The sequence below is a fragment of the Cupriavidus sp. WGlv3 genome (assembly GCF_023952475.1).
GTDB lineage: Bacteria > Pseudomonadota > Gammaproteobacteria > Burkholderiales > Burkholderiaceae > Cupriavidus > Cupriavidus phytorum.
This window is the reverse complement of the sequence record NZ_JALHRX010000010.1, coordinates 46,429-67,791: the sequence shown is the minus strand read 5'-3', so window position 1 is coordinate 67,791 and position 21,363 is coordinate 46,429. Positions and strand designations below refer to the sequence as shown.

Genomic DNA, 21,363 nt, shown 5'->3' with positions numbered 1-21,363 from the left:
TCCTTGTGGCTTTTGAAGCACTACCCTACTCCGGGGCGTGCAGTTCACGCAATTGTTGCAGGAATCCGACGCATTCGTCGGGCAGGGGCGCCTCCACGGACAGCGGCTCGCCGGTGGCCGGGTGGATAAACACCAGCCGGTGCGCGTGCAGAAACATGCGCTTGATACCCGGCTTGGCGCCGGACCGCGCCAGCGACTTGTTCAGCGTGAAATCGCCGTATTTTTCGTCGCCGACGATGGGAAAACCGGAGTGCGCCAGGTGGACGCGGATCTGGTGCGTGCGGCCGGTCTTCAGTTCCGCTTCCAGCAGGGTGAAGCCCGGGAAGGCCTCGACCCGGTTGAATACGGTATGCGAGGCCAGTCCGTCGGCCTGGACCCGCACCCGGCGCTCCCCGTCCGGCGTGCTGTATTTATATAGCGGCAGCTTCACGTGCTGGCGGGCGTTCAGAAACTCGCCGGCGACGCAGGCGAAATAACGCTTGTCCATGGTGTTACCGCGAATCTGCTCATGCAGGTGGACCAGCGCCGAGCGCTTCTTCGCCAGCACCAGGATGCCGGAAGTCTCGCGGTCCAGCCGATGCACCAGCTCCAGGAACTTGGCCTGCGGCCGCGACCGGCGCAGCTGCTCGATCACTCCGAAGGCAACGCCCGAGCCGCCATGCACCGCGACGCCGGCCGGCTTGTTGATGACCAGCAGGTGGGCGTCCTCGAACAACACCGGGAATTCCCCGGCCGGCACGGGAGCCGCGCCGGATTGCGCCGCATTCGCCACACGCATCGGCGGGATGCGCACCACATCGCCGGACTGCAGCCGATAAGTGGCGTCGATACGCCCCTTATTGACCCGAACCTCGCCCGAACGGAGCACCCGGTAAATATGGCTCTTGGGTACCCCCTTGGCCACCTTCAACAGGAAGTTGTCGATGCGCTGACCTTCGGAGCCTTCGTCAATCGTGACATACGCCACCTGTGGGCTGGCCGGCGCAGCTTCGGCAGCCTTTTCAATTTGATGGCGTAACTCATTCATTTTCAATATAATTTCCTCGCTGTTCCGGCTCGTGGCCGGCAGCGTAAGACCTGTGTAAGCGATGGATCTTCGAGTTTTATTCGATTTTTCGCATTCTACACTTGGGGTTGCCGTCGACCCCGCCCGTCTCCCGCAATTCGCGTTACGCCAAGCGCCAGACGGGCAAATGGCAGCAAAAAGCAGCACGCACGGTGCCGCCGGCATGCAGGAAGTCGCCCAAAGGTGGCTTCGGCACGGGCAGGCGGTGACGTGGGAACTGAGTGTTCAGGTAAAACAGAATTTAAGGGCGGATGCCGCAGCCGGCATCCGTTTCGGTGAGAGAAGTCCCGCCCGCACCGGGAAACGGTGCCGGCCGGCAGGTTGACCTGCCGCCTGACTGGAAGTTACCGGCGCCCGGTCGCAGAACTCCAAGAAGTAGTAGGTGCGCCCGCCAGGAGAAGTCAGGCAGCAACGGCAACCATGCCGTGTCCGAAAAATTTGCTCTTTGACGCGTCTAGGCCTTCCGCGGCCGGCCGCGATGCCGTCGGCGCTGGTTGCGCCGGCGCCCAGCATCGCCTCCGGTATGGGAATGCGCCGGATGTCTGCGCAAGAGCAGCCTCCGGTGTTCTCTCCTGCCCTGCGGTCGTTACCCCGACGTCATCGCTCTCTTTCACCCGCGCCCAGCCGCTCGCATGTCTTGCGCAGCGGCGCTTTCCGGCAATTCTCGCGCCTCGCTCGCTCCCTCGCGTGCTCCATGGATCGCCGCGGACACCGCCCAGACGGTGCCACCCGCGACACTGGAGTGAGGTATTGCGATGAAACGCATGCTGTTCAACGCGACGCAACAGGAGGAATTGCGCGTCGCCATCGTCGACGGTCAGAAACTGATCGATATCGACATCGAGACTGCCGGGCGCGAACAGCGCAAGGGCAACATCTACAAGGGTGTCATCACCCGCATCGAACCCTCGCTGGAAGCCTGCTTCGTCAACTACGGCGAAGAGCGCCACGGCTTCCTGCCGTTCAAGGAAGTCGCGCGCGCCTTCTTCAAGGAAGGCATCGACGTGCGCAACGCGCGCATCCAGGACGCCCTGCATGAAGGCCAGGAACTGATCGTCCAGGTCGAGAAGGAAGAGCGCGGCAACAAGGGCGCGGCCCTGACCACCTTCATCTCGCTGGCCGGCCGCTACCTGGTGCTGATGCCGAACAACCCGCGCGGCGGCGGCGTGTCGCGCCGCATCGAAGGCGAAGACCGCCAGGAGCTGCGCGAGACCATGGCGCAGCTGGCCGTGCCGGAAGGCATGAGCATCATCGCCCGCACCGCCGGCATCGGCCGCTCGGCCGAGGAACTGCAGTGGGACCTGAACTACCTGCTGCAACTGTGGAAGGCCATCGACGGCGCCGCCGGCGACAACAAGGCACCGCTGCTGATCTACCTGGAATCGAGCCTGGTGATCCGCGCCATCCGCGACTACTTCCAGCCGGATATCGGTGAGATCCTGATCGACACCGACGAGATCTACGAACAGGCCCGCGCCTTCATGAGCGTGGTGATGCCTGACAACATGAACCGCGTGAAGAAGTACCGCGACGACGTACCGCTGTTCTCGCGCTTCCAGATCGAACACCAGATCGAATCGGCCTACTCGCGCATGGTGATGCTGCCGTCGGGCGGCGCCATCGTGATCGACCACACCGAGGCACTGGTCTCGGTCGACGTGAACTCGGCCCGCGCCACCAAGGGCGCCGACATCGAGGAAACCGCGCTGCGCACCAACCTCGAGGCCGCCGACGAGATCGCCCGCCAGCTGCGCCTGCGCGACCTGGGCGGCCTGATCGTGATCGACTTCATCGACATGGAGTCGGGCAAGGCCCAGAAGGACGTGGAAACGCGCCTGAAGGACGCGCTGCGCCACGACCGCGCGCGCGTGCAGATGGGCAAGATCAGCCGCTTCGGCCTGATGGAGCTGTCGCGCCAGCGCCTGCGCCCGTCGCTGTCCGAGGGCTCGCACATCACCTGCCCGCGCTGCAACGGCACCGGCCATATCCGCGATACCGAATCGTCCGCCCTGCAGGTGCTGCGCATCATCCAGGAAGAGGCGATGAAGGAAAACACCGCCGCCATCCACTGCCAGGTGCCGGTGGAAGTCGCCGCCTTCCTGCTGAACGAGAAGCGCCAGGAGATCAACCTGATCGAGCTGCGCTTCAAGGTCAACGTGCTGCTGATTCCCAACAAGCACCTGGAAACGCCGCACTACAAGCTGGAGCGCCTGCGCCACGACGACCCGCGCCTGGAAGACAGCACCGCCAGCTACAAGATGGCCGAGGCTGCCGCCAAGGAACTGGAAGCCGACACCAGCTACAGCAGCCGCCGCAAGGAAGAAGCCAAGCCGCGCCAGGAAGCCGCGGTCAAGGGCATTACGCCCGAGCAGCCCGCCCCGGTCTCGGTGCCGCGCCCCGAGCGCGCACCGCGCCCGGAAGCCGCTCCGGTGGCCCCGCCCGTGCCGGCCACCAAGCCGGTGGAAGCCGGCGGCTTTATCGCCTGGCTGAAGGGCCTGTTCGGTGCCCGCCCGGCCACCCCGCCGGTGGTGGAGCCGGCCAAGCCCGCCGCCGCCGCGGAAACCCGCAGCGCCGATGGCCGTCGTGAGCGCGGTCCGCGTGGCGAAGGCCGCGGCCAGCGTGGCGAGCGCGCCGAACGTGGTGAACGCAGCGAGCGTGGTGAACGCGCCGAGCGCGGCGAACGTGGCGAGCGCCAGGGCCGCGGCCAGCGCGGTGAACGGGGCGAGCGTGGTGAACGCGCCGAGCGCGGCGAACGCCAGGCCGCAGAGCGCGGCGAGCAGCGCGAAGGCCGCGGCGAACGCCAGGGCCGCCAGCCGCGCCAGCAAGGTGAAGGCCAGGCCACGCCGGCCGTGGCGCGCCAGGCCGAGGCCGTGCCCGCCGAGCGCACCCAGGGCGAACGCGCCGAGGCGCGCCAGGAAGGCCGCCGCGACCGCAACCAGGAACGCCGCGAGCGCCAGCGCGAACGCCAGCGCGAGCGCAGCGAACTGCGCGAAGCCGAAGCCGGTGAAGCGCCGCAGCCGGAAGCCATCGCTGCCGCCCAGGCCCTAGGCGTGCTGCCTCAGGCCGTGACTGAAGACACCCAGGCCCGCGCCGAACTGCAGGAAGGCGCCCAAGGTGTCGCCGAAGGTATCGCCGAAAGCGCGGAGACCGCCGAGGGCGAGGAACGCCGCCGCCGCAACCGCCGTGGCCGCAACCGCTATCGCCGCGAACGCGACGAGTCGGTGCAAGGCGTGGCGGGTGAAGGCGAAGGCGCCACCGCCGAAGACTTTGCCCCGGCCAGCGCCGAAGCCGGCGCGCCGGCCGTGGCCGCCCCGCAGGTGGCCGTGGCCGCGCAAGCCGCACCCGAAGCCGTTGAAGCCGTCCGCATCGCCGTGCCGGCAGACATGACGCCGGCCCCGGCGGCGGAAGCCACGCCGGCGGCCGAGCCAGGGGTCGCGCCAGCTGCCGAACCTGGAGAAGCTGTCACGCCGGTGACGGTGGCGGTGACGGAGGCCGTTGCCGCCGAAGCCGTCGCCGAGCCTGTCGTCAGCGCCGCGGTCGAAACCGCTGCCCCGGTCGTGCCGGCCGCTGCCCCCGCCGCGGCACCCGCACCGGAGCCCGTGCTGGCACCGGTCGCGCAAACCGCTCCGGCGGCCGAGCCGGTAGCCCAGGCACCGGCATCGACCGCGGTGGCCGCCGCAGCACCGGCGTCGCTGGAAAACCTGGAGCCGATGCTGGCTACCGCCGGCCTGCAATGGGTCCATACCGACAGCGACAAGCTGCGCTCGGCCCAGGAAGCCGCCGCCCGCATCGTGCCCGCCCCGCGCGTGCCGCGCGAGCGCAAGCCGCTGCCGCCGCTGCCCCAGGGCCCGATGATCCTGGTGGAAACCGGCAGCCGCGAAGTGCAGATGGCATCGCAGCAGTAAGCGACGCCGCTGCGCTGCAGCCAAAGCAAGAAGGGGACGGCCTGGCCGTCCCCTTTTTTTTGCGCGGCGCGCGCCGGGTGAATCCCCGTCATCACCGCGGGATGCGGATGCCCCGCCCCGGCCTCGGCTAGAATGGCAGCAGAATGCATCCGGTCCCCGAGCGCCCGCGCCACATCGCTTTTTGCGTTGCCGCCCCGCTCCCCGGAAGCCGTGCCACCCACAGGCCATGACCGAATCCGTCATCCCGATTTTCGACCTGCGCGACCATCGCTACCGTTCGATGACGCCCAGCATTCCCGGCAACCTGGTTGCGCCGACCGGCCTGGTGGCCGACCGCCGCGGCCGGCCGCTGCACGACCTGCGCATCTCGGTGACGGACCGCTGCAACTTCCGCTGCGTCTACTGCATGCCGAAGGAAGTGTTCGACAAGGACTACACCTTCCTGCCGCATTCCGAGCTGCTGAGCTTCGAGGAGATCGAGCGCACCGCGCGCCTGTTCGTTGCCCACGGCGTCGAGAAGATTCGCCTGACCGGCGGCGAGCCGCTGCTGCGCAAGAACATCGAGCACCTGGTCGAGATGCTGGCGAAGATCGAGACCGTGTCGGGCAAGCCGCTGGACCTGACCCTGACTACCAACGCCTCGCTGCTGGCGCGCAAGGCGCGCGCGCTGCGCGACGCGGGCCTGACGCGGGTCAGCGTCAGCCTGGACGCGATCGACGATGCCACCTTCCGCCGCATGAATGACGTCGACTTCGCCGTCGCCGACGTGCTGCGCGGCATCGAGACCGCGCAGGCCGTGGGGCTGGCGCCGATCAAGGTCAACATGGTGGTCAAGCGCGGCACCAACGACCAGGAAATCGTGCCGATGGCGCGCCACTTCCGCCACAGCGGCATCATCCTGCGCTTCATCGAGTTCATGGACGTCGGCGCCAGTAACCACTGGCAGATGGACGAAGTGCTGCCGTCGGCCGAAGTGGTGAAGCGCATCGACGCCGAATTCCCGCTCGAGCCGGTGCAGGCCAACTATGCCGGCGAAACCGCCGAGCGCTGGCGCTACCGCGACGGCGCCGGCGAGGTCGGCGTGATCTCCAGCGTCACCCACGCCTTCTGCGGCGACTGCAGCCGTATCCGGCTCTCCACCGAAGGCCGGCTTTACCTGTGCCTGTTCGCCACCGAAGGCTTCGACCTGCGCGCGCTGCTGCGCGGCGGCTACAGCGACCTGGAAATCTCCAACGCGATCGCGCAGGTCTGGCAGGGCCGCACCGACAACTATTCCGAGCAGCGCAGCGACCCGGCAGTGCGCGCCAGGCGCGCCGAGCGCAAGATCGAGATGTCCTATATCGGCGGCTGAACCCGCCGCACCACGACTCCATGATTGCACGCGACGACATCACCGGCCTGATCCTCGCAGGCGGCAGGGGCACCCGCATGGGCGGCACCGACAAGGGCCTGCAGCCGCTGCAGGGCACGCCGATGGCCATGCACACCATGATGCGGCTGACGCCCCAGGTGGGCGGGCTGATGATCAATGCCAACCGCAACCTGGCCGCCTATGAGTCTTTCGGCGTGCCGGTCTATACCGACAGCGTGCCCGACTTCGCCGGCCCGCTGGCCGGGATGCTGGCCGGCCTGGAACAATGCGCGACCCCCTGGATGGTGACGGCACCGTGCGATTCGCCGTTCCTGCCGACCGACCTGGTGGCGCGCCTGGCACAGGCGATCGAAGCCGAGGGCGCCGAGCTGGCGATTCCGGTCACGCTGGACCAGGACGGCCGGCGCCAGACCCAACCGGTGTTCTGCCTGATGCCGGTCAGTGCGCTCGACAGCCTGGTGGCTTATCTTTCCGGGGGCGGCCGCAAGATCGAGACCTGGGCCGCCTCGCACCGGCTGGCCGAAGTGCTGTTCGACGACGCCGCAGCCTTTGCCAATATCAACACCCTGGACGAACTGCGCGCGCACGAAACGCGCTGAATTCCTGCCCCAGCCACCGCTGACCGCCGAGCCGCCATGCCATCGCTGCAATCCGTTATTTCCTGCCTGTCCGACTACGATCCCACCGCGCTGCCGGTGGACCACGCCAACCGCATCATCGGCGAGGTGGTCGAGCCGGTGCGCGGCATCGAGCAGCTGCCGATCCGCAGCGCGCTGGACCGGGTGCTGGCCGAGGACATCGTCTCGACCATCGACGTGCCCGCGCATGACAACTCGGCGATGGACGGCTATGCCTTCCAGGGCGCGGCCCTGGCCGCGGCGCAGACCGCCACGGTCGAGCTCGAGGTGATCGGCAGCGCGCTGGCCGGCGGCGCCGGCGCGCTGGCCCCCACCGCGGTGCAGGCGGTGCGCATTATGACCGGCGCGGTGATGCCGGCAGGCTGCGATACCGTGGTGCCGCAGGAGTTCGTCGAAACCGTCGCCGACGGCGCGCGCATCCGCTTTGCCGCGGACTGCGTCCGCATCGGCGACAACCGGCGCCTGCGCGGCGAGGACCTGGCCCGCGGCCAGGCGGCGCTGCAGGCCGGGCGCATCCTGCAGCCGGCCGACCTCGGCCTGCTGGCGTCGCTGGGCGTGGCCGAGGTGCGCGTGCGCAGGCGCCTGCGCGTGGCGTTCTTCTCCACCGGCGACGAACTGCGCTCGATCGGCGAGCCGCTCGAGCCGGGCTGTGTCTACGACTCCAACCGCTACACGCTGCACGGCATGCTGCGCCGGATGAACGTGGACCTGCTCGACATGGGCGTGGTGCGCGACGATCCCGACTCGCTCGAAGCCGCTTTCCGCACCGCCTGCGAAAGCGCCGACGCGGTCATCACCTCGGGCGGGGTCTCGGTCGGCGAGGCCGACTACACCAAGCAGATCATGGCGCGCCTGGGCGATGTCACGTTCTGGAAGATCGCCATGCGCCCGGGTCGGCCGATGGCCTTCGGGCGCATCCAGGCCGACGGCGCGGGCGCGCACTCGGCCCTGCTGTTCGGCCTGCCCGGCAATCCGGTGGCGGTGATGGTCACCTTCTACCATTTCGTGCGCGCGGCGCTGCACCGGCTGATGGGCGCGACGGTGCCGCCGCTGCCGCTGCTGCGCGTGCGCAGCGCGCAGTCGATCCGCAAGAAGCCAGGGCGCACCGAGTACCAGCGCGGCATCCTGGCGCGCGCCGGCGACGGCGAGTGGGAAGTGCGCATCACCGGCCAGCAGGGCTCGGGCGTGCTGCGCTCGATGAGCGAGGCCAACTGCTTTATCGTGCTCGGCCACGAGCAGGACTCGGTCAAGACCGGCGACGCGGTCGAGGTTATGCTGTTCGACGGGCTGGTTTGACCGGCACGGCGGGGGCTGCGCGCAACCATTCGCTACACGACCGTAGCAATGTGTCGTTTTTGTGCTGCACATTTGCCACCGCGGCACCGCTGTCGCGGGGCTTTCGGCTGCCCCGCGGCTGCCGGGCTATGCTTGGCATCGGCCAATCGCTACACTTGGCGCACGATTCAGAAACATTCGAGTATCCCCCGTCATGAATCAGGAGATTGCGTACCTCCACCCCGTCAAGACCGCCCGCGCGCTGGTGCTGGTCTACCTGTGCTTCTCCCTGCCGATCGTGTCGCTGGGACTGTTCGTCACCTTCGTCCGCTATGGTGACCTGCCGGCGATCACGGTCTTCAGCGCGATCATCCTCAATGCGCTGATCGGCTTCGGCCTGCTGTGGCTGGCCTGCAAGGCCTACAACTGGGTCGCTGCCCGCTTTGGCGGCATCGAAGTCCACGTGCGCGAGCTGTCTCCCGAAGAAGACCGCTGAACGGCGCACCGCCATCTCCGGCCGGGCGCTCAGGCCCGGCTGTTTTCCGCGTTATTGGTAGTTTCCGGCGTGCCATCCGCTGCCGCATCCAGCCCGAGGCCTAGCAGCTGCTGCGCTGCCTCACCCGGCAGCGCTTCCACCGAGCGCAGCTTGCGCGCCATCTGCCGCGTGCGCACCTCCGCCTGCTCGATATTGCGCGCGGCACGCTCGAGCGTATCGCGGGTCTTGGCCAGCACGTCGCCGAACTTGCCGAATTCGGTCTTGACCGCGCCCAGCACCTCCCACACCTCGCTCGAGCGCTTTTCCAGCGCCAGCGTGCGGAAACCCATCTGCAGGCTGTTCAGCAGCGCGGTCAGCGTGGTCGGACCGGCCACGGTCACGCGATAGTCGCGCTGCAGCTGGTCGGTCAGGCCGGGACGGCGCAGCACTTCGGCATAAAGCCCTTCGGTCGGCAGGAACAGGATGGCAAAGTCGGTGGTCTGCGGCGGCGCCAGGTATTTTTCGGCGATGGTCTGGGCCTCGCGCCGCAGTGCTGTTTCCAGTTCGCGGCCGAACGCGAGCACGCCATCGGGATCGCCGCGCTCCTGCGCGTCGACCAGGCGCTCGTACTGTTCCTTGGGAAACTTGGCATCGACCGGCAGCCAGACCGGTGCAGGGTCCGCGCCCGCCGCCTTGCCGGGCAGGCGGATGGCAAACTCCACGCGCGCGCCCGAGTTGCGCACGGTCTCGACGTTCTTGCCGTACTGCTCCGGCGTCAGCATCTGCTCCAGCAGCATCTCCAGCTGCACCTCGCCCCAGGTGCCGCGCGACTTCACGTTGGTCAGCACCTTCTTCAGGTCACCCACGCCCTGCGCCAGCACCTGCATTTCGCCCAGGCCGCGATGCACCTGCTCGAGGCGGTCCGACACCAGCCGGAACGATTCGCCCAGGCGCTGCTCCAGCGTCGCGTGCAGCTTCTCGTCGACGGTGCGGCGCATTTCCTCGAGCTTGGCGGCGTTGTTGGCCTCGATGTCCTGCAGCTTCCGTTCCAGCGTGGCGCGAACCTCGGCCAGGCGCCGCTCGTTGGCCTCGGACAGTTGCGCCAGCTGCTGCTGCAGGCCGTCGCCGAAGCGGCGCAGCGTGCCGGCCTGCTCGTCGCGCGCCTGCTGCGACTGCAGCATCAGGTGCTGGCGCACCTGCTCCAGTTGCTGGGTGTTGGTCTCGGTCAGCTTGGCCAGCTGCTGCGCAAAGGTGTCGATCTGGTTGTTCTGCAGCGTGGCGATGCCGGTCAGCTGCGACGACAGCGCCTGCTGGAAGCGCAGCATCTGCTGCGCCGACTCGCCGCGGCTGCCGCGCGCGGCCTCGGCCACCTCGGTGCGCACTTCGCGCTCCAGCCGCTCCATGCCGCGTGCCTGCTCCAGCCGCATCTCGTCGAGCTGCCGCGCCATGCCGGCGCCGGATGACCCGGCCTGCTGGCGCAGCAACACGATCACCAGCAGCACGACCGCGAGCAGCGCCGCGGCCAGCGTCAGGAACGGAATCAGGGTCATGCGAAAACCTCAGCGGCGATGCGCCATCACTTCAGGGTTGATCACGGTGGGCGGATGGCCGGCCTGCGGGCCCTGGTCGAGCGCCGCGATCAGGTTGTCGGCCGCGAGCATGGCCATGGCGCGGCGGGTTTTCTCGGACGCGCTGGCGATATGCGGCGTCAGCACGACGTTGGGCACCCTCAGCAGGTCCGGATGGACGGCCGGCTCGCCCTCGAACACATCCAGGCCGGCGCCGAAGATGCGCTTATCGCGCAACGCCTGCGCCAGCGCGGCATCGTCGACGATGCCGCCGCGCGCCAGGTTCACCAGCGTCGCGGTGGGCTTCATCAGCGCCAGCTCGGCGGCGCCGATGGCGTGGTGGCTCTGCGGGCCGTACGGCAGCACCAGCAGCAGGTGGTCGGACTGGCGCAGCAGGCCTTCCTTGCTGACATAGCGGGCGTTGAGCGCGCGCTCGGTCTCGGCGGGTAGCTGGCTGCGGTTGTGGTACAGCACGTTCATGCCAAACCCGCCCGCACGCCGCGCCAGCGCCTGGCCGATGCGGCCCATGCCGAGGATGCCCAGCGTGCTGCCGTACAGGTCCATGCCGACCAGCATGTCGTAGCTCCAGCGCTGCCACTTGCCGGCGCGCAGGTAGTGCTCGGCCTCGGTGACGCGGCGCGCGGTCGCCATCAGCAGGGCCCAGCCGAAATCGGCGGTGGTCTCCGTCAGCACGTCCGGCGTATTGGTGGCGACGATGCCCGCGGCCGTCAGCGCCGGCAGGTCCAGGTTGTTGTAGCCGACCGCCATGTTGCACACCGCGCGCAACGCCGGCAGCCCGGCCACGACGCCGGCGTCGATGCGGTCGGCGGCATTGGCCAGCACGCCGGCCTTGCCCGCCAGCCGCGCCTTCAGCGCGGCGGCGTCGAGCACCGCGTCCTGCTGGTTGTCGTCGACATCGAAATACTGCGCCAGATGCGCGATGACTTCGGGATAGATGGCGCGGGTGACCAGGACGGACGGCTTCATGGCATCAGATATGGAAGAAGAGGAAGGTCATGATGACGAACAGCGGCATCAGGAAAATGCCCGAATACAGCATGTAGCCGAAGAAGCTCGGCATGCGCACGCCGCGGTTCTCGGCGATGGCCTTGACCATCAGGTTGGGCGCATTGCCAATATAGGTGTTGGCGCCCATGAACACCGCGCCGGCCGAGATCGCGGCCAGCGTCGAGGCATCGCGCGTCATCAGCGTGGCGGGGTCGCCACCGGCGGTATTGAAAAACACCAGGTAGGTCGGCGCGTTGTCGAGGAAGGAGGACAGCACGCCGGTCGCCCAGAAGTACATGCTGTCGACCGGCTGGCCGTTGGCGTCGCTGACCGCGCGGATCACCCCCGAGAAGGCACCGTCGGTACCCGCCTTCAGCATCGCGATGACCGGGATGATGGTTAGGAAGATGCCGGCGAACAGCTTGCCCACCTCGAGGATCGGTTCCCAGTTGAATTCATTGCCCACGCGCGCCGCCCGCGGCGTGACCAGCATCGACACCACCGCCACCACCACCAGCAAGGCGTCGCGTACCGCGGCCTGCAGCGGCACCTCGGTGCCCAGGATGTCGAACGAGATGCCCGGCTTCCACAGCCCGCTCATCAGCACCAGGCAGACCACGGCCAGCAGCAGCACGAAGTTGAACTTGCCTTCGATGGCGATGCTGCCCGAATCCGGGGTCGGATCGACTGGCAGCTGTTCTTCCTTGTTGCGGTAGTAGTGCCGGTCGACCAGGTAGAACACCAGCAGCAGCGCCGTGCAGAGAAAGAGCGTTTCCGGGAAGATGTTGCGCAGGGTCCAGAAGAAATCGACGCCCTTCAGAAAGCCCAGGAACAGCGGCGGGTCGCCCAGCGGCGTCAGCGAGCCGCCCGCGTTGGCCACCAGGAAGATAAAGAACACCACCACGTGCGCCACGTGGCGGCGGTTGTCATTGGCGCGCAACAGCGGCCGGATCAGCAGCATGGCCGCGCCGGTGGTGCCCATGAAGCTGGCCAGGAACGTGCCCAGCGCCAGGATCCCGGTATTGAGCCCCGGCGTGCCGTGCAGGTTGCCGCGCACGCAGATGCCGCCGGCAACGATATACAGCGTGGTGATCAGCGCGATGAACGGAATGTACTCGGCGAGCAGCGCGTGCACGGTGCTGACGGCGGCGGCATGCGCGCCGAACATGAACGCGAACGGCAGCAGGAACAGCAGCCCCCAGCCGGCGGCGATCTTGCCGTAATGGTGATGCCAGAACTTCGGCCCCAGCAGCGGCCACAGCGCAATCGACAGCAGGATGCCGGCAAAAGGCAGCCCCCACAGCGGCGACAGCGACGCCCCGTCGAGGTCGGCGGCATGGCCTGCGGCGGGAAAGGCGGCCAGCATGGCCAGCAGTGGCAACAGCACGGGGGCACGTCGCATCAGGCAGGATCTCCTCGAACAATGCAGCGGTCATGGCGCGCGCGGCGCGATGCCAAAGCGCGCGGGCAAGCCTGCAAGTGTAATGCAAGGCCCTGCCGCGCTTCCCCTTGCGGCGTGCATTTTCGGATTGCGGCGCGCCGGCTTCGCGCCGCGTCGATCAGGCCGCGTCGACCAGGATCACATGCACGCGGTACGGGCCGTGGGCGCCCAGCACGATGGTCTGTTCGATATCGCCGGTGCGCGACGGCCCGCTGATGATGTTGGTGGCGCGCGGCAGGTCGCCGCGCTCGCTGCGCACCAGCGCAAACGCATCTTCCAGGCCGGCGACGATGCGCGAGCGCGGCACCACCGCGACATGGGTCTCGGGCAGCAGCGCGGCCGAGGCGAAGGTGGCCGGGCCGGACAGCAGCATCAGCGAGCCGGTCTCGGCAATCGCGCAGAAGCAGCCGGTGATGCCGACCAGGTCGCCATGGTCGCGGTCGGCCTCGGCGTCGCGTACCGGCGGGCGGCACTCCACCGCCAGCCCCGCGTCCTGCCACGGCAACCGGCCGAATTCATCCCAGGCGACCGCGCGGCGCACCAGGGCCAGGCTGTCCAGATAGCGCACCGTGGCGGCGGGCACGTCGGCCAGGGTCGCGACGCGCTCGACGGTCGAGGCCATGCGCTGCGCCTGTGCCAGGAAGGCTTCGGCCAGGTCGGACGCGGCGGCCGGACGCGGGCCCTGCGGGTGGCGGGCCAGGTAATCGGCGACGGCGCCGCGCTCGCCCGCGCTCGGCCGGGCCGGCCTGCCCTGGGCGGCTCGGATACGGGCAAAGATGCGGTCGCGGGCGTCGTTGGTGTCCATGGGGCCTGGCTTTGGGTGGCAATGCGCAAGGGCGCGATGCGGCGATTATAGGGTCGATGCAGCGGCGCGCTGCATGGTCGATGCAGCGGCGCGCCGCGCCGAAGCCTGCTACGCGGCGGGCTGAACCGAATACACCTGGCGCAGGTAGGCCAGGTAGCCGGGATCGTCGCACATGGTCTTTTCCGGCGTGTCCGACAGCTTGGCCACCGGCTGGCCGTTACAGCGCACCATCTTCAGCACGATCTGCAGCGGCGTGTAGCCCAGATCGTTGGTGAGGTTGGTGCCGACCCCGAACGCCAGCCGGCAGCGGCCATGGAAGCGCTGGTACAGCTCGATCACGCGCGGGATGTCGAGGCTGTCGCTGAAGATCAGCGTCTTGGTGCGCGGGTCGACGCGGTTGGCGGCATAGTGGGCCACCATGCGCTCGCCCCACCGCACCGGATCGCCGGAATCGTGGCGCACGCCGTCGAAGAGCTTGCAGAAATACAGGTCGAAGTCGCGCAGGAAGGCGTCGAAGCCATAGGTATCCGACAGCGCGATGCCCAGGTCGCCGCGGTATTCGCGCGCCCAGCGCTCCAGCGCAAACACCTGCGAGTCGCGCAGCCGCGGCCCCAGCGCCTGGCAGGCCTGCAGGTATTCATGCGCCATCGTGCCCAGCGGCACCATATTGTGCAGGCGCGCGAAGTGGACATTGCTGGTGCCGGCCAGCTGCGGGCCCAGCAGGCGCCGCATGGTCAGCAGCACCTCTTCCTGCCAGTCGCGCGAGAAACGCCGGCGCGTGCCGTAGTCGGCGATCACGCAATCGCTCAGCTCGGGCGCCTTCAGCAGCGACAGCTTGGTTTCCAGCCGGCGGCGGCCTTCGGCCAGGTCGGGCTGGGGCTGGGTGCGGCGGAAATACACTTCATTGACGATGGCCAGCACCGGCACTTCGAACAGGATGGTGTGCAGCCACGGGCCGGTGATGGAAATCTCGATCTCGCCGTTGCCCTGCGGCGACGGGCGCACCGAGACATATTTCTCGTTCAGGTGGAACAGCCCGAGAAAATCGACGAAATCGCTCTTGATGAAGCGCAGGCCGCGCAGGTAGGCCAGCTCTTCCTCGGTGAAACGCAGCTGGCAGAGGTGCGCCAACTCGGCGCGGATCTCGTCGATATACGGGGTCAGATCGATGCCCGCGTTGCGGCACTTGAAGCGGTATTCCACTTGTGCCTGCGGAAACTGATGCAGCACCACCTGCATCATCGTGAATTTGTACAGGTCGGTGTCGAGCAGAGACTGGATGATCATAGCGGGCCAGACGGCAATGCCGGGTCAGAACGCCATGCTACCTGAAGTCTGCCCGCTGCCGTCCTCTGCCGGGTTGTGCTGCGCAGCATGCCGGCGAGCAGACAAAGCCGCCAGGCGGCCTCCATGCGTTAAATCAAAAGTACATAAAGAAATAAGAAAACTATCTGATCCGGCTATATAGACCGGCTATCCTTGCCAGAAGGCTCGGCTACAATATCGGTTTCCGAAAGGCCTCGGCCGGCGCTCGCCCAACCCACGCTGCCCTGCGGCGCGCGGGCACTCCCATGTGATGGATGCGGCACGTCACGCCGGCAAGAAGCGGCCCCACAGTTTCCCATTAAAAGCCGACCCGTTTTCCTGGAACCGAAATGACTCACGTTGTCACCGAATCCTGCATCCGTTGCCGCTACACAGACTGCGTTGACGTGTGTCCGGTCGATTGTTTCCGCGAAGGCCCCAACTTCCTGGCCATCGACCCGGATGAGTGCATCGACTGCGCCGTGTGCGTGGCCGAGTGCCCGGTGAACGCCATTTACGCCGAGGAAGACGTACCGGGCGACCAGCAGCAATTCATCGAACTGAACGCCGAGCTGGCCCGCAACTGGCCCTCCATCACCAAGACCAAGGCCCCGCTGGCCGAGGCCGAGGAATGGAAGGACACCACCGACAAGCTGCAGTACCTGGAGCGCTGAGCGCACCGGGCAGCAAAGAAAGCCGTCCCCACGCGCTTTCCGCAATGCCGGGCACCCGCGTGCCCAACCAACGTATCAGGACGAATATGGACTTGAGCATTCCAAATCCCGTTGCCGACACGACCCGACAGGTCGAGGGCGGCAGCCCCGCAGGCGGCCAGCCGCTGGAAATCGACGCGCTGATCGTCGGTGCCGGTCCGGTCGGTCTGTTCCAGGTGTTCGAACTGGGCCTGCTCGAAATCAAGGCCCACGTCATCGATTCCCTGAAGGTCGTTGGCGGCCAGTGCGTCGAGCTGTATCCGGACAAGCCTATCTACGACATCCCGGCCGTGCCCAGCTGCACCGGCCAGGAACTGACCGACAACCTGCTCAAGCAGATCGAGCCGTTCGAGCCCACCTTCCACCTGGGCCAGGAAGTCTCCGTGGTCGAGCGCCGTGACGACGGCCGCTTCTTCGTCGAGACCTCGCTCGGCACGCGCTTCATCACCAGGACCATCTTCATCGCCGCCGGGGTGGGCTCGTTCCAGCCGCGTACGCTCAAGGTCGATGGCATCGACAAGTTCGACGGCAAGCAGCTGTTCTACCGCGTCAAGGACCCGAGCCGCTTCCACGGCCGCAACCTGGTGATCGTCGGCGGCGGCGACTCGGCGCTGGACTGGACCCTGGACCTGGTCGGCAAGGCCGAGTCGGTGGTGATGATTCACCGCCGCGACGGCTTCCGCGCCGCGCCCGCGTCGGTCGCCAAGATGAAGGAACTGTGCGAACAGATGGAAATGCAGTTCGTGGTCGGCCAGATCAGCGGCTATGAAGAGAAGGACGGCGTGCTCACCGAGATCAAGGTGTCCGGCGCCGACGGCGTGACCCGCCGCCTGCCGCTCGACGACCTGCTGGTGTTCTTCGGGCTGTCGCCCAAGCTGGGCCCGATCGCCGAATGGGGCCTGGACCTGGAGCGCAAGCAGATCAAGGTGGACACGGAAAAATTCCAGACCAATATCCCCGGCATCTTCGCGGTCGGCGATATCAACACCTATCCCGGCAAGAAGAAGCTGATCCTGTCGGGCTTCCACGAGGCTGCGCTGGCCGCGTTCGGTGCTGCGCCGTATATCTTCCCCGAGAAGAAGATCCACATGCAGTACACCACCACCTCGCCGAAGCTGCACAAGGTGCTGGGCGTGGAATCGCCGGTGTTCGACTGAGCTTCTTGCGGGTACCACGGAAAAACCGCCGCGAGGCGGTTTTTCCTGGCACAAAGCCGGAACCGTCGCTATAATGCGGCCTCGCTGTTCGGCGCCCACGGTCTGAAGCCGGCATCCGGCCTTCTGGATCGTACGCCAGGCAGCAAGCCAGCCTTCCCCGCACCCCGTGACAAGAACTAAATGTCGAAAGGGTGTTGACGAAGAAAAGAGAAACTGGCTATAATTTCTTTCTCAGCTGTTCCCCGATAGCTCAGTCGGTAGAGCGACGGACTGTTAATCCGCAGGTCCCTGGTTCGAGCCCAGGTCGGGGAGCCAACCGATACGGAAGCCCGGTGCAATCGCACCGGGCTTTTTCGTTTTCCGTTCGCTGCGAAGCTCGAAGCGGAGCGCCACGACCGATCCGGCCGCAACGCCCTCCTCTTTTCCCTACCCTTGCAACGACGGTGCCGCAGCCTCCAGCGCCGCGACGATGCCCTGCGCATTGAGTTCCACCCGATGCAGCGGCCCCGCCACCGACAGGCCATAGGTTGCGCCGCCGATCGTCACCGGCACGGCGATGGCGCCAAGGTCGGGAAACGATTCGCCGAAATTCGGATACCAGCCCTGCTTCTGCCAGCCTCGCATCGCCGCTTCCAGCGCCTGCGCCGAGGCGATGGTGCGCGGCGTGCGCGCGGCAAAGGACACGCCCGACAACAGCTCGGCGCGTGCGCCAGGCGTCAGCGTGCCGAGGATGGCGCGGCCGATCGAATTGACATGCGCGTCGCGCAGTTCGCCCGGCGCTGCGATATAGCGCACCGGGTTGGGGGATTCGCGCACTTCCAGATACAGCACGCGCCCGTCGTCCTGCAGCTTGCCGAACACCACGGTCTCGCCGGTGGTGTCGCGCAGCGATTCCAGCACCGGCTGCACGCGCTCCAGCAGCGGGTCGTTGCGGGCGATGCGTTGCGCGATATCAAGCAGCCGGCGCGTCGGGTAGTAGCCCTGGCGGCGGCCGGTCTCGTACAGATAGCCCAGCGAAGCCAGCGTGCGGATCAGCCCCAGGCAGCTCGACATCGGCGCGCCCAGCAGCTTGGCCAGTTCGGTCAGCGTCAGCGAGCGACCTTCGCGCGCATAGATTTCCATGATCTCGATCACGCGCAGCGCCGTCTTGACGCTGCCGTAACCGGACTTCTCCGCCGCTTCGTTTGCTGCCATCGTTTGGCTTCCTCGACTTCAGTATCCGTTGGCCGGGATTGTACGCGGCGGCAGCGCGGGTCAGTCCTCCTGACGCGCGGCTGGCGGCAAGGACTGTGGCCAGCTGCGGATATTGCCGGGCGTGCGCGAGAAGCGCGTCGGAATGCCCACGCCGCGCAGGCGCCCTTCGCTCGGATGGTCGTACTCGAACAGCATGCCGGTGGCGCGCAGGTGCGGGTCCTCGGCAAGGCTGTCGAAGTGCGGCACCTCGCTGTGCGGGATGTCGGCATCGCGCAGCAGCGCCAGCCATTCGGCGGTGGTGCGCTGCGCGACGATCTCGGCCAGCGTGGCATAGAGCGCGTCGATATTGGCGCTGCGCGCGGCCGGCGTGGCGTAGCGCGGATCGCTGGCCAGCGGCGCATGGCCGGAGACATCGAAGAAGCGCTGCCATTGCGCGCTGGTGTACGGCAGCAGCGCGATATGCCCGTCGCGAGTGCGGTACGGCTTGCGATGCAGCGACATCACGCGCGGATAGCCCGCCGGCCCGAGCGGCGGCACGAAGGTCTGCCCGGCCAGCTGTTCCGTGGCCAGGAACGACACCAGCGTCTCGAACATCGGCACCTCGATGGCCTGGCCGCGGCCCGAGCGCTCGCGCTCGTACAGCGCCATCGGAATCGCATAGGCCACGGTCAGCCCGGCGACCTTGTCGGCGAGGATGGTGTTGACGTACTGCGGCCCTTCGTTCGAGTTGGCGCCCTGGAACTGCGCCATGCCGCTGCGCGCCTGGATGATGTCGTCGAACGCCGGCGCGCCGGCGTACGGCCCTGACTCCGAATAGCCATAGGCGCCGCAGTAGATCAGCCGCGGATGGTCCGCGCACAGCGAGGCATAGTCGAGCCCGAGCTTGCGCAGCGACTGCGGCCGCACGTTCGAGACAAAGACGTCGGCGCCGGCGATCAGCGCCTTCAGCGCCGCCAGGTCGTCGGGCTGCTTCACGTCCAGCACCACGAACTGCTTGTTGCGGTTCAGGTTCAGGAAGCTGGCGCCCATGGCGGCGTGCCGCGCCGGCTCGGCATGGCGGAACACATCGCCCGCCGGCGGCTCGACCTTGATCACCTCGGCGCCCATGTCGCCAAGGATCTGTGTGGCATACGGCCCCATCGCCACCGAGGTCATGTCGATCACGCGGATCCCGGCCAGCGGCCCGGTCGGCGCACTGGCCTGCACTGGCTTGTCTTGCATCGCCGCTCCCGCTCAGTACGACTTGGGCAAGCCCAGCACGCGCTCGGCGATAAAGCACAGGATCAGCTGCGGGCTGACCGGCGCGATGCGCGGGATATACGATTCGCGCAGCAGCCGCTCGACCCGGTACTCGCGCGAGTAGCCCATGCCGCCCAGCGTCAGGATCGCGGTCTGGCAGGCATTGTGGCCGGCCTCGGCGGCGAGGTACTTGGCGGCGTTGGCCTCGGCGCCGCACGACTGGCCCGCGTCGTAGCGCGCCGCGGCCTTGAGCATCATCAGGTTGGCCGACTCCAGCTGCATCCAGGCCTGCGCCAGCGGATGCTGCACGCCCTGGTTCATGCCGATGGGGCGGCCGAACACCACGCGTTCCTTGGCGTACTGCGTAGCGATGGCCAGCGCCGCGCGCCCCAGCCCGATGGCCTCGGCCGCGATCAGGATGCGCTCCGGGTTGAGCCCGTGCAGGATGTACTCGAAGCCTTTGCCCTCTTCACCGATACGGTCCTCGTCGGGGATAAACAGGTCATCGATGAACAGCATGTTGGTGTCGACGGCGGCGCGGCCCATCTTGTCGATCTCGCGGATCTCGATCTTGCTGCGGTCGACCTTGGTATAGAACAGCGACAGCCCCTCGGTCGATTTCTTCACCGACTCCAGCGGCGTGGTGCGCGCCAGCAGCAGCATGCGGTCGGCCACCTGCGCGGTCGAGATCCAGATCTTGCGCCCGCTCACCGAATAGCCGCCTGGCACCTTGCGCGCAAAGGTCTTGAGCTTGGTGGTGTCGAGCCCCGCGTCGGGCTCGGTCACGCCGAAGCAGGCCTTCTCCTGGCCTGCGATCAGCGGCGGCAGGAAGCGTCCCTTCTGCGCGTCGGTGCCGAACACCACCACCGGGTTCAGGCCGAACACGTTCATGTGCACCGCCGACGCGCCCGTCATGCCCGCGCCCGACTGCGAGATGGTCTGCATCACCAGCGCCGCTTCCAGGATGCCCAGCCCCGCGCCGCCGAAGGCCTCGGGCATGGCCACGCCGAGCCAGCCACCTTCGCACAGCGTCTGGTAGAACTCGTGCGGATAGGTGCCGGACTTGTCGAGGCGGTCCCAGTATTCCATGTCGAATTGCGCGCAGACCTGCTGCACCGCCTCGACGATGGAGGCCTGTTCTTCGGAGAGATCGAAATTCATCGCGTTACCTGCTTGCTGTCGTTGTCGGTTCGATGGTGTCTTATTCCGGCTGGATGCCCGCGTCCTTCACCAGCCGCGCCCACTTCTGCAACTCGGCCACGACAAACTGGTTGAGCTCGGCCGGCGTGCTGCCGAACGGCTCGAAGCCCAGCGCATGGAACTGCGCGGCATGCTGCTTGCTGGTGGCGATCGCCACCAGCTCGCGGTTCAGGCGCGCCACCACCGGGGCCGGCACCCCGGCCGGCGCGAACACACCATTCCACGAGGTCACGTCGAAGCCCTTCAGCTCCGGCACGCTCGCCAGCGGCGGCAGGTCCGGCAGCAGCGCGCTGCGCTGCGCGGTGGTGACCGCCAGCGCGCGCAGCTTGCCGGCGCGCACGTTGGCGATGCCGGCGGCGAAGTCGACGAACATCGCCTGCACCTGGCCGCCCATCACGTCGGTCATCGCCGGCGGCGTGCTCTTGTACGGCACGTGCAGCATCTTCAGCCCCGCCATCTTCGACAGCGTCGCGCCCGAGACAATGCCGGTGCTGTTGCCGCTGGCATAGGTCAGGCCCGGATGCGCCTTGGCGTAGTCGACGAACTCGCGCAGCGTCTTGACCGGCAGCGCCGGGTTGACCACCAGCATGAACGGCAGGTTGCCCATGCGCGAGATCGGCGTGAAATCCTTGACCGGGTCATAGCGCAACTGCTTCATCAGCGACGGGTTGGCCGAATGCGTGGTGTTGGTGGTCATGAACAGCGTATAGCCGTCGGCGGGCGCCTTGGCCACGAACTCGGCGGCGATGGTGCCGTTGGCGCCGGGCTTGTTGTCCACCACCACCGGTTGCTGCAGCGACTCGCCCAGGTACTTCGCGGTCAGACGCGCCACGGCATCGGTACCGCTGCCGGCGGCAAACGGCACCACCAGCCGCAGCGGCTTGGCGGGGAATTCATCGGCGGCCTGCGCCGGGATCGCGGCCAGCACCGCGCTGCAACCCAGCGCCAGGCCGGCAAAAGCGTTCTTGAAGGACTTCACGGTGGTTGTCTCCTGTAGTTTTG

The 21,363-nt window shown here is 67.5% G+C and carries 17 protein-coding genes and 1 tRNA gene; 8 read left to right on the top strand and 10 right to left on the bottom strand.

The window, feature by feature from the left end:
* Positions 1-25: 25 nt before the first annotated feature.
* A complete protein-coding gene (locus MKD38_RS17450) occupies positions 26-1,027 on the bottom strand; it encodes an RluA family pseudouridine synthase (protein WP_252678754.1) in 1,002 nt (333 codons plus the stop codon).
* 794 nt (positions 1,028-1,821) lie between these two features.
* Here MKD38_RS17450 and MKD38_RS17445 point away from each other — a divergent pair.
* From MKD38_RS17445 to MKD38_RS17425, 5 genes are all read left to right on the top strand, one after another.
* Positions 1,822-4,971, top strand: a complete 3,150-nt coding sequence (locus MKD38_RS17445; RefSeq protein ID WP_252678565.1) for an Rne/Rng family ribonuclease — start codon at positions 1,822-1,824, stop codon at positions 4,969-4,971.
* Between the two features lie 226 nt (positions 4,972-5,197).
* The gene (gene moaA, locus MKD38_RS17440) at positions 5,198-6,322 is read left to right on the top strand and encodes a GTP 3',8-cyclase MoaA (RefSeq protein ID WP_026164074.1); all 1,125 of its coding nucleotides are present in this window, start codon (positions 5,198-5,200) and stop codon (positions 6,320-6,322) included.
* Positions 6,323-6,342: 20 nt separating this feature from the next.
* Complete coding sequence (gene mobA, locus MKD38_RS17435) at positions 6,343-6,942, top strand: molybdenum cofactor guanylyltransferase MobA (RefSeq protein ID WP_252678563.1); 600 nt, start codon at positions 6,343-6,345, stop codon at positions 6,940-6,942.
* A 36-nt stretch (positions 6,943-6,978) separates the two neighbouring features.
* A complete protein-coding gene (gene moeA, locus MKD38_RS17430; protein WP_252678562.1) occupies positions 6,979-8,277 on the top strand; it encodes a molybdopterin molybdotransferase MoeA in 1,299 nt (432 codons plus the stop codon).
* A 193-nt stretch (positions 8,278-8,470) separates the two neighbouring features.
* Positions 8,471-8,752, top strand: a complete 282-nt coding sequence (locus MKD38_RS17425) for a hypothetical protein (RefSeq protein WP_018005172.1) — start codon at positions 8,471-8,473, stop codon at positions 8,750-8,752.
* Between the two features lie 29 nt (positions 8,753-8,781).
* On the opposite strand, the gene MKD38_RS17420 is transcribed toward MKD38_RS17425, so the two are convergent.
* The 5 genes from MKD38_RS17420 to pncB form a co-directional block, all read right to left on the bottom strand.
* The gene (locus MKD38_RS17420; RefSeq protein ID WP_252678561.1) at positions 8,782-10,281 is read right to left on the bottom strand and encodes a DNA recombination protein RmuC; all 1,500 of its coding nucleotides are present in this window, start codon (positions 10,279-10,281) and stop codon (positions 8,782-8,784) included.
* Between the two features lie 9 nt (positions 10,282-10,290).
* A complete protein-coding gene (locus MKD38_RS17415) occupies positions 10,291-11,286 on the bottom strand; it encodes a 2-hydroxyacid dehydrogenase (protein WP_252678560.1) in 996 nt (331 codons plus the stop codon).
* A 4-nt stretch (positions 11,287-11,290) separates the two neighbouring features.
* Positions 11,291-12,709, bottom strand: coding sequence for a sodium:proton antiporter (locus MKD38_RS17410; protein WP_252678559.1), 1,419 nt, complete (start codon positions 12,707-12,709; stop codon positions 11,291-11,293).
* 157 nt (positions 12,710-12,866) lie between these two features.
* Positions 12,867-13,553 carry a LutC/YkgG family protein gene (locus MKD38_RS17405; protein WP_252678558.1) on the bottom strand — a complete coding sequence of 229 codons (687 nt, stop codon included), beginning with the start codon at positions 13,551-13,553 and terminating at the stop codon, positions 12,867-12,869.
* A gap of 108 nt (positions 13,554-13,661) precedes the next feature.
* Complete coding sequence (gene pncB / locus MKD38_RS17400) at positions 13,662-14,840, bottom strand: nicotinate phosphoribosyltransferase (protein ID WP_252678557.1); 1,179 nt, start codon at positions 14,838-14,840, stop codon at positions 13,662-13,664.
* A 368-nt stretch (positions 14,841-15,208) separates the two neighbouring features.
* Here pncB and fdxA point away from each other — a divergent pair, with 368 nt between their 5' ends.
* The 3 genes from fdxA (at position 15,209) to MKD38_RS17385 (ending at position 17,043) form a co-directional block, all read left to right on the top strand.
* Complete coding sequence (gene fdxA / locus MKD38_RS17395) at positions 15,209-15,532, top strand: ferredoxin FdxA (protein ID WP_115703942.1); 324 nt, start codon at positions 15,209-15,211, stop codon at positions 15,530-15,532.
* Between the two features lie 86 nt (positions 15,533-15,618).
* Entirely contained in the window at positions 15,619-16,728 is a 1,110-nt protein-coding gene (locus tag MKD38_RS17390) for an NAD(P)/FAD-dependent oxidoreductase (RefSeq protein WP_252678556.1), read from the top strand.
* Between the two features lie 239 nt (positions 16,729-16,967).
* Positions 16,968-17,043: transfer RNA gene (locus MKD38_RS17385), tRNA-Asn, on the top strand.
* A gap of 111 nt (positions 17,044-17,154) precedes the next feature.
* Here MKD38_RS17385 and MKD38_RS17380 read toward each other — a convergent pair.
* The 4 genes from MKD38_RS17380 to MKD38_RS17365 are packed head-to-tail and all read right to left on the bottom strand — an operon-like array spanning position 17,155 to position 21,340.
* Positions 17,155-17,922 carry an IclR family transcriptional regulator gene (locus MKD38_RS17380; RefSeq protein WP_252678555.1) on the bottom strand — a complete coding sequence of 256 codons (768 nt, stop codon included), beginning with the start codon at positions 17,920-17,922 and terminating at the stop codon, positions 17,155-17,157.
* A 60-nt stretch (positions 17,923-17,982) separates the two neighbouring features.
* Positions 17,983-19,143: a CaiB/BaiF CoA transferase family protein gene (locus tag MKD38_RS17375; RefSeq protein ID WP_252678554.1), complete on the bottom strand. Its 1,161-nt coding sequence runs from the start codon at positions 19,141-19,143 to the stop codon at positions 17,983-17,985.
* A gap of 12 nt (positions 19,144-19,155) precedes the next feature.
* Positions 19,156-20,322 (bottom strand): acyl-CoA dehydrogenase family protein, encoded by a 1,167-nt coding sequence (locus MKD38_RS17370; protein WP_062800923.1) that lies wholly within the window; start codon positions 20,320-20,322, stop codon positions 19,156-19,158.
* A 40-nt stretch (positions 20,323-20,362) separates the two neighbouring features.
* Positions 20,363-21,340, bottom strand: coding sequence for a Bug family tripartite tricarboxylate transporter substrate binding protein (locus MKD38_RS17365; protein WP_252678553.1), 978 nt, complete (start codon positions 21,338-21,340; stop codon positions 20,363-20,365).
* Positions 21,341-21,363: the final 23 nt, after the last annotated feature.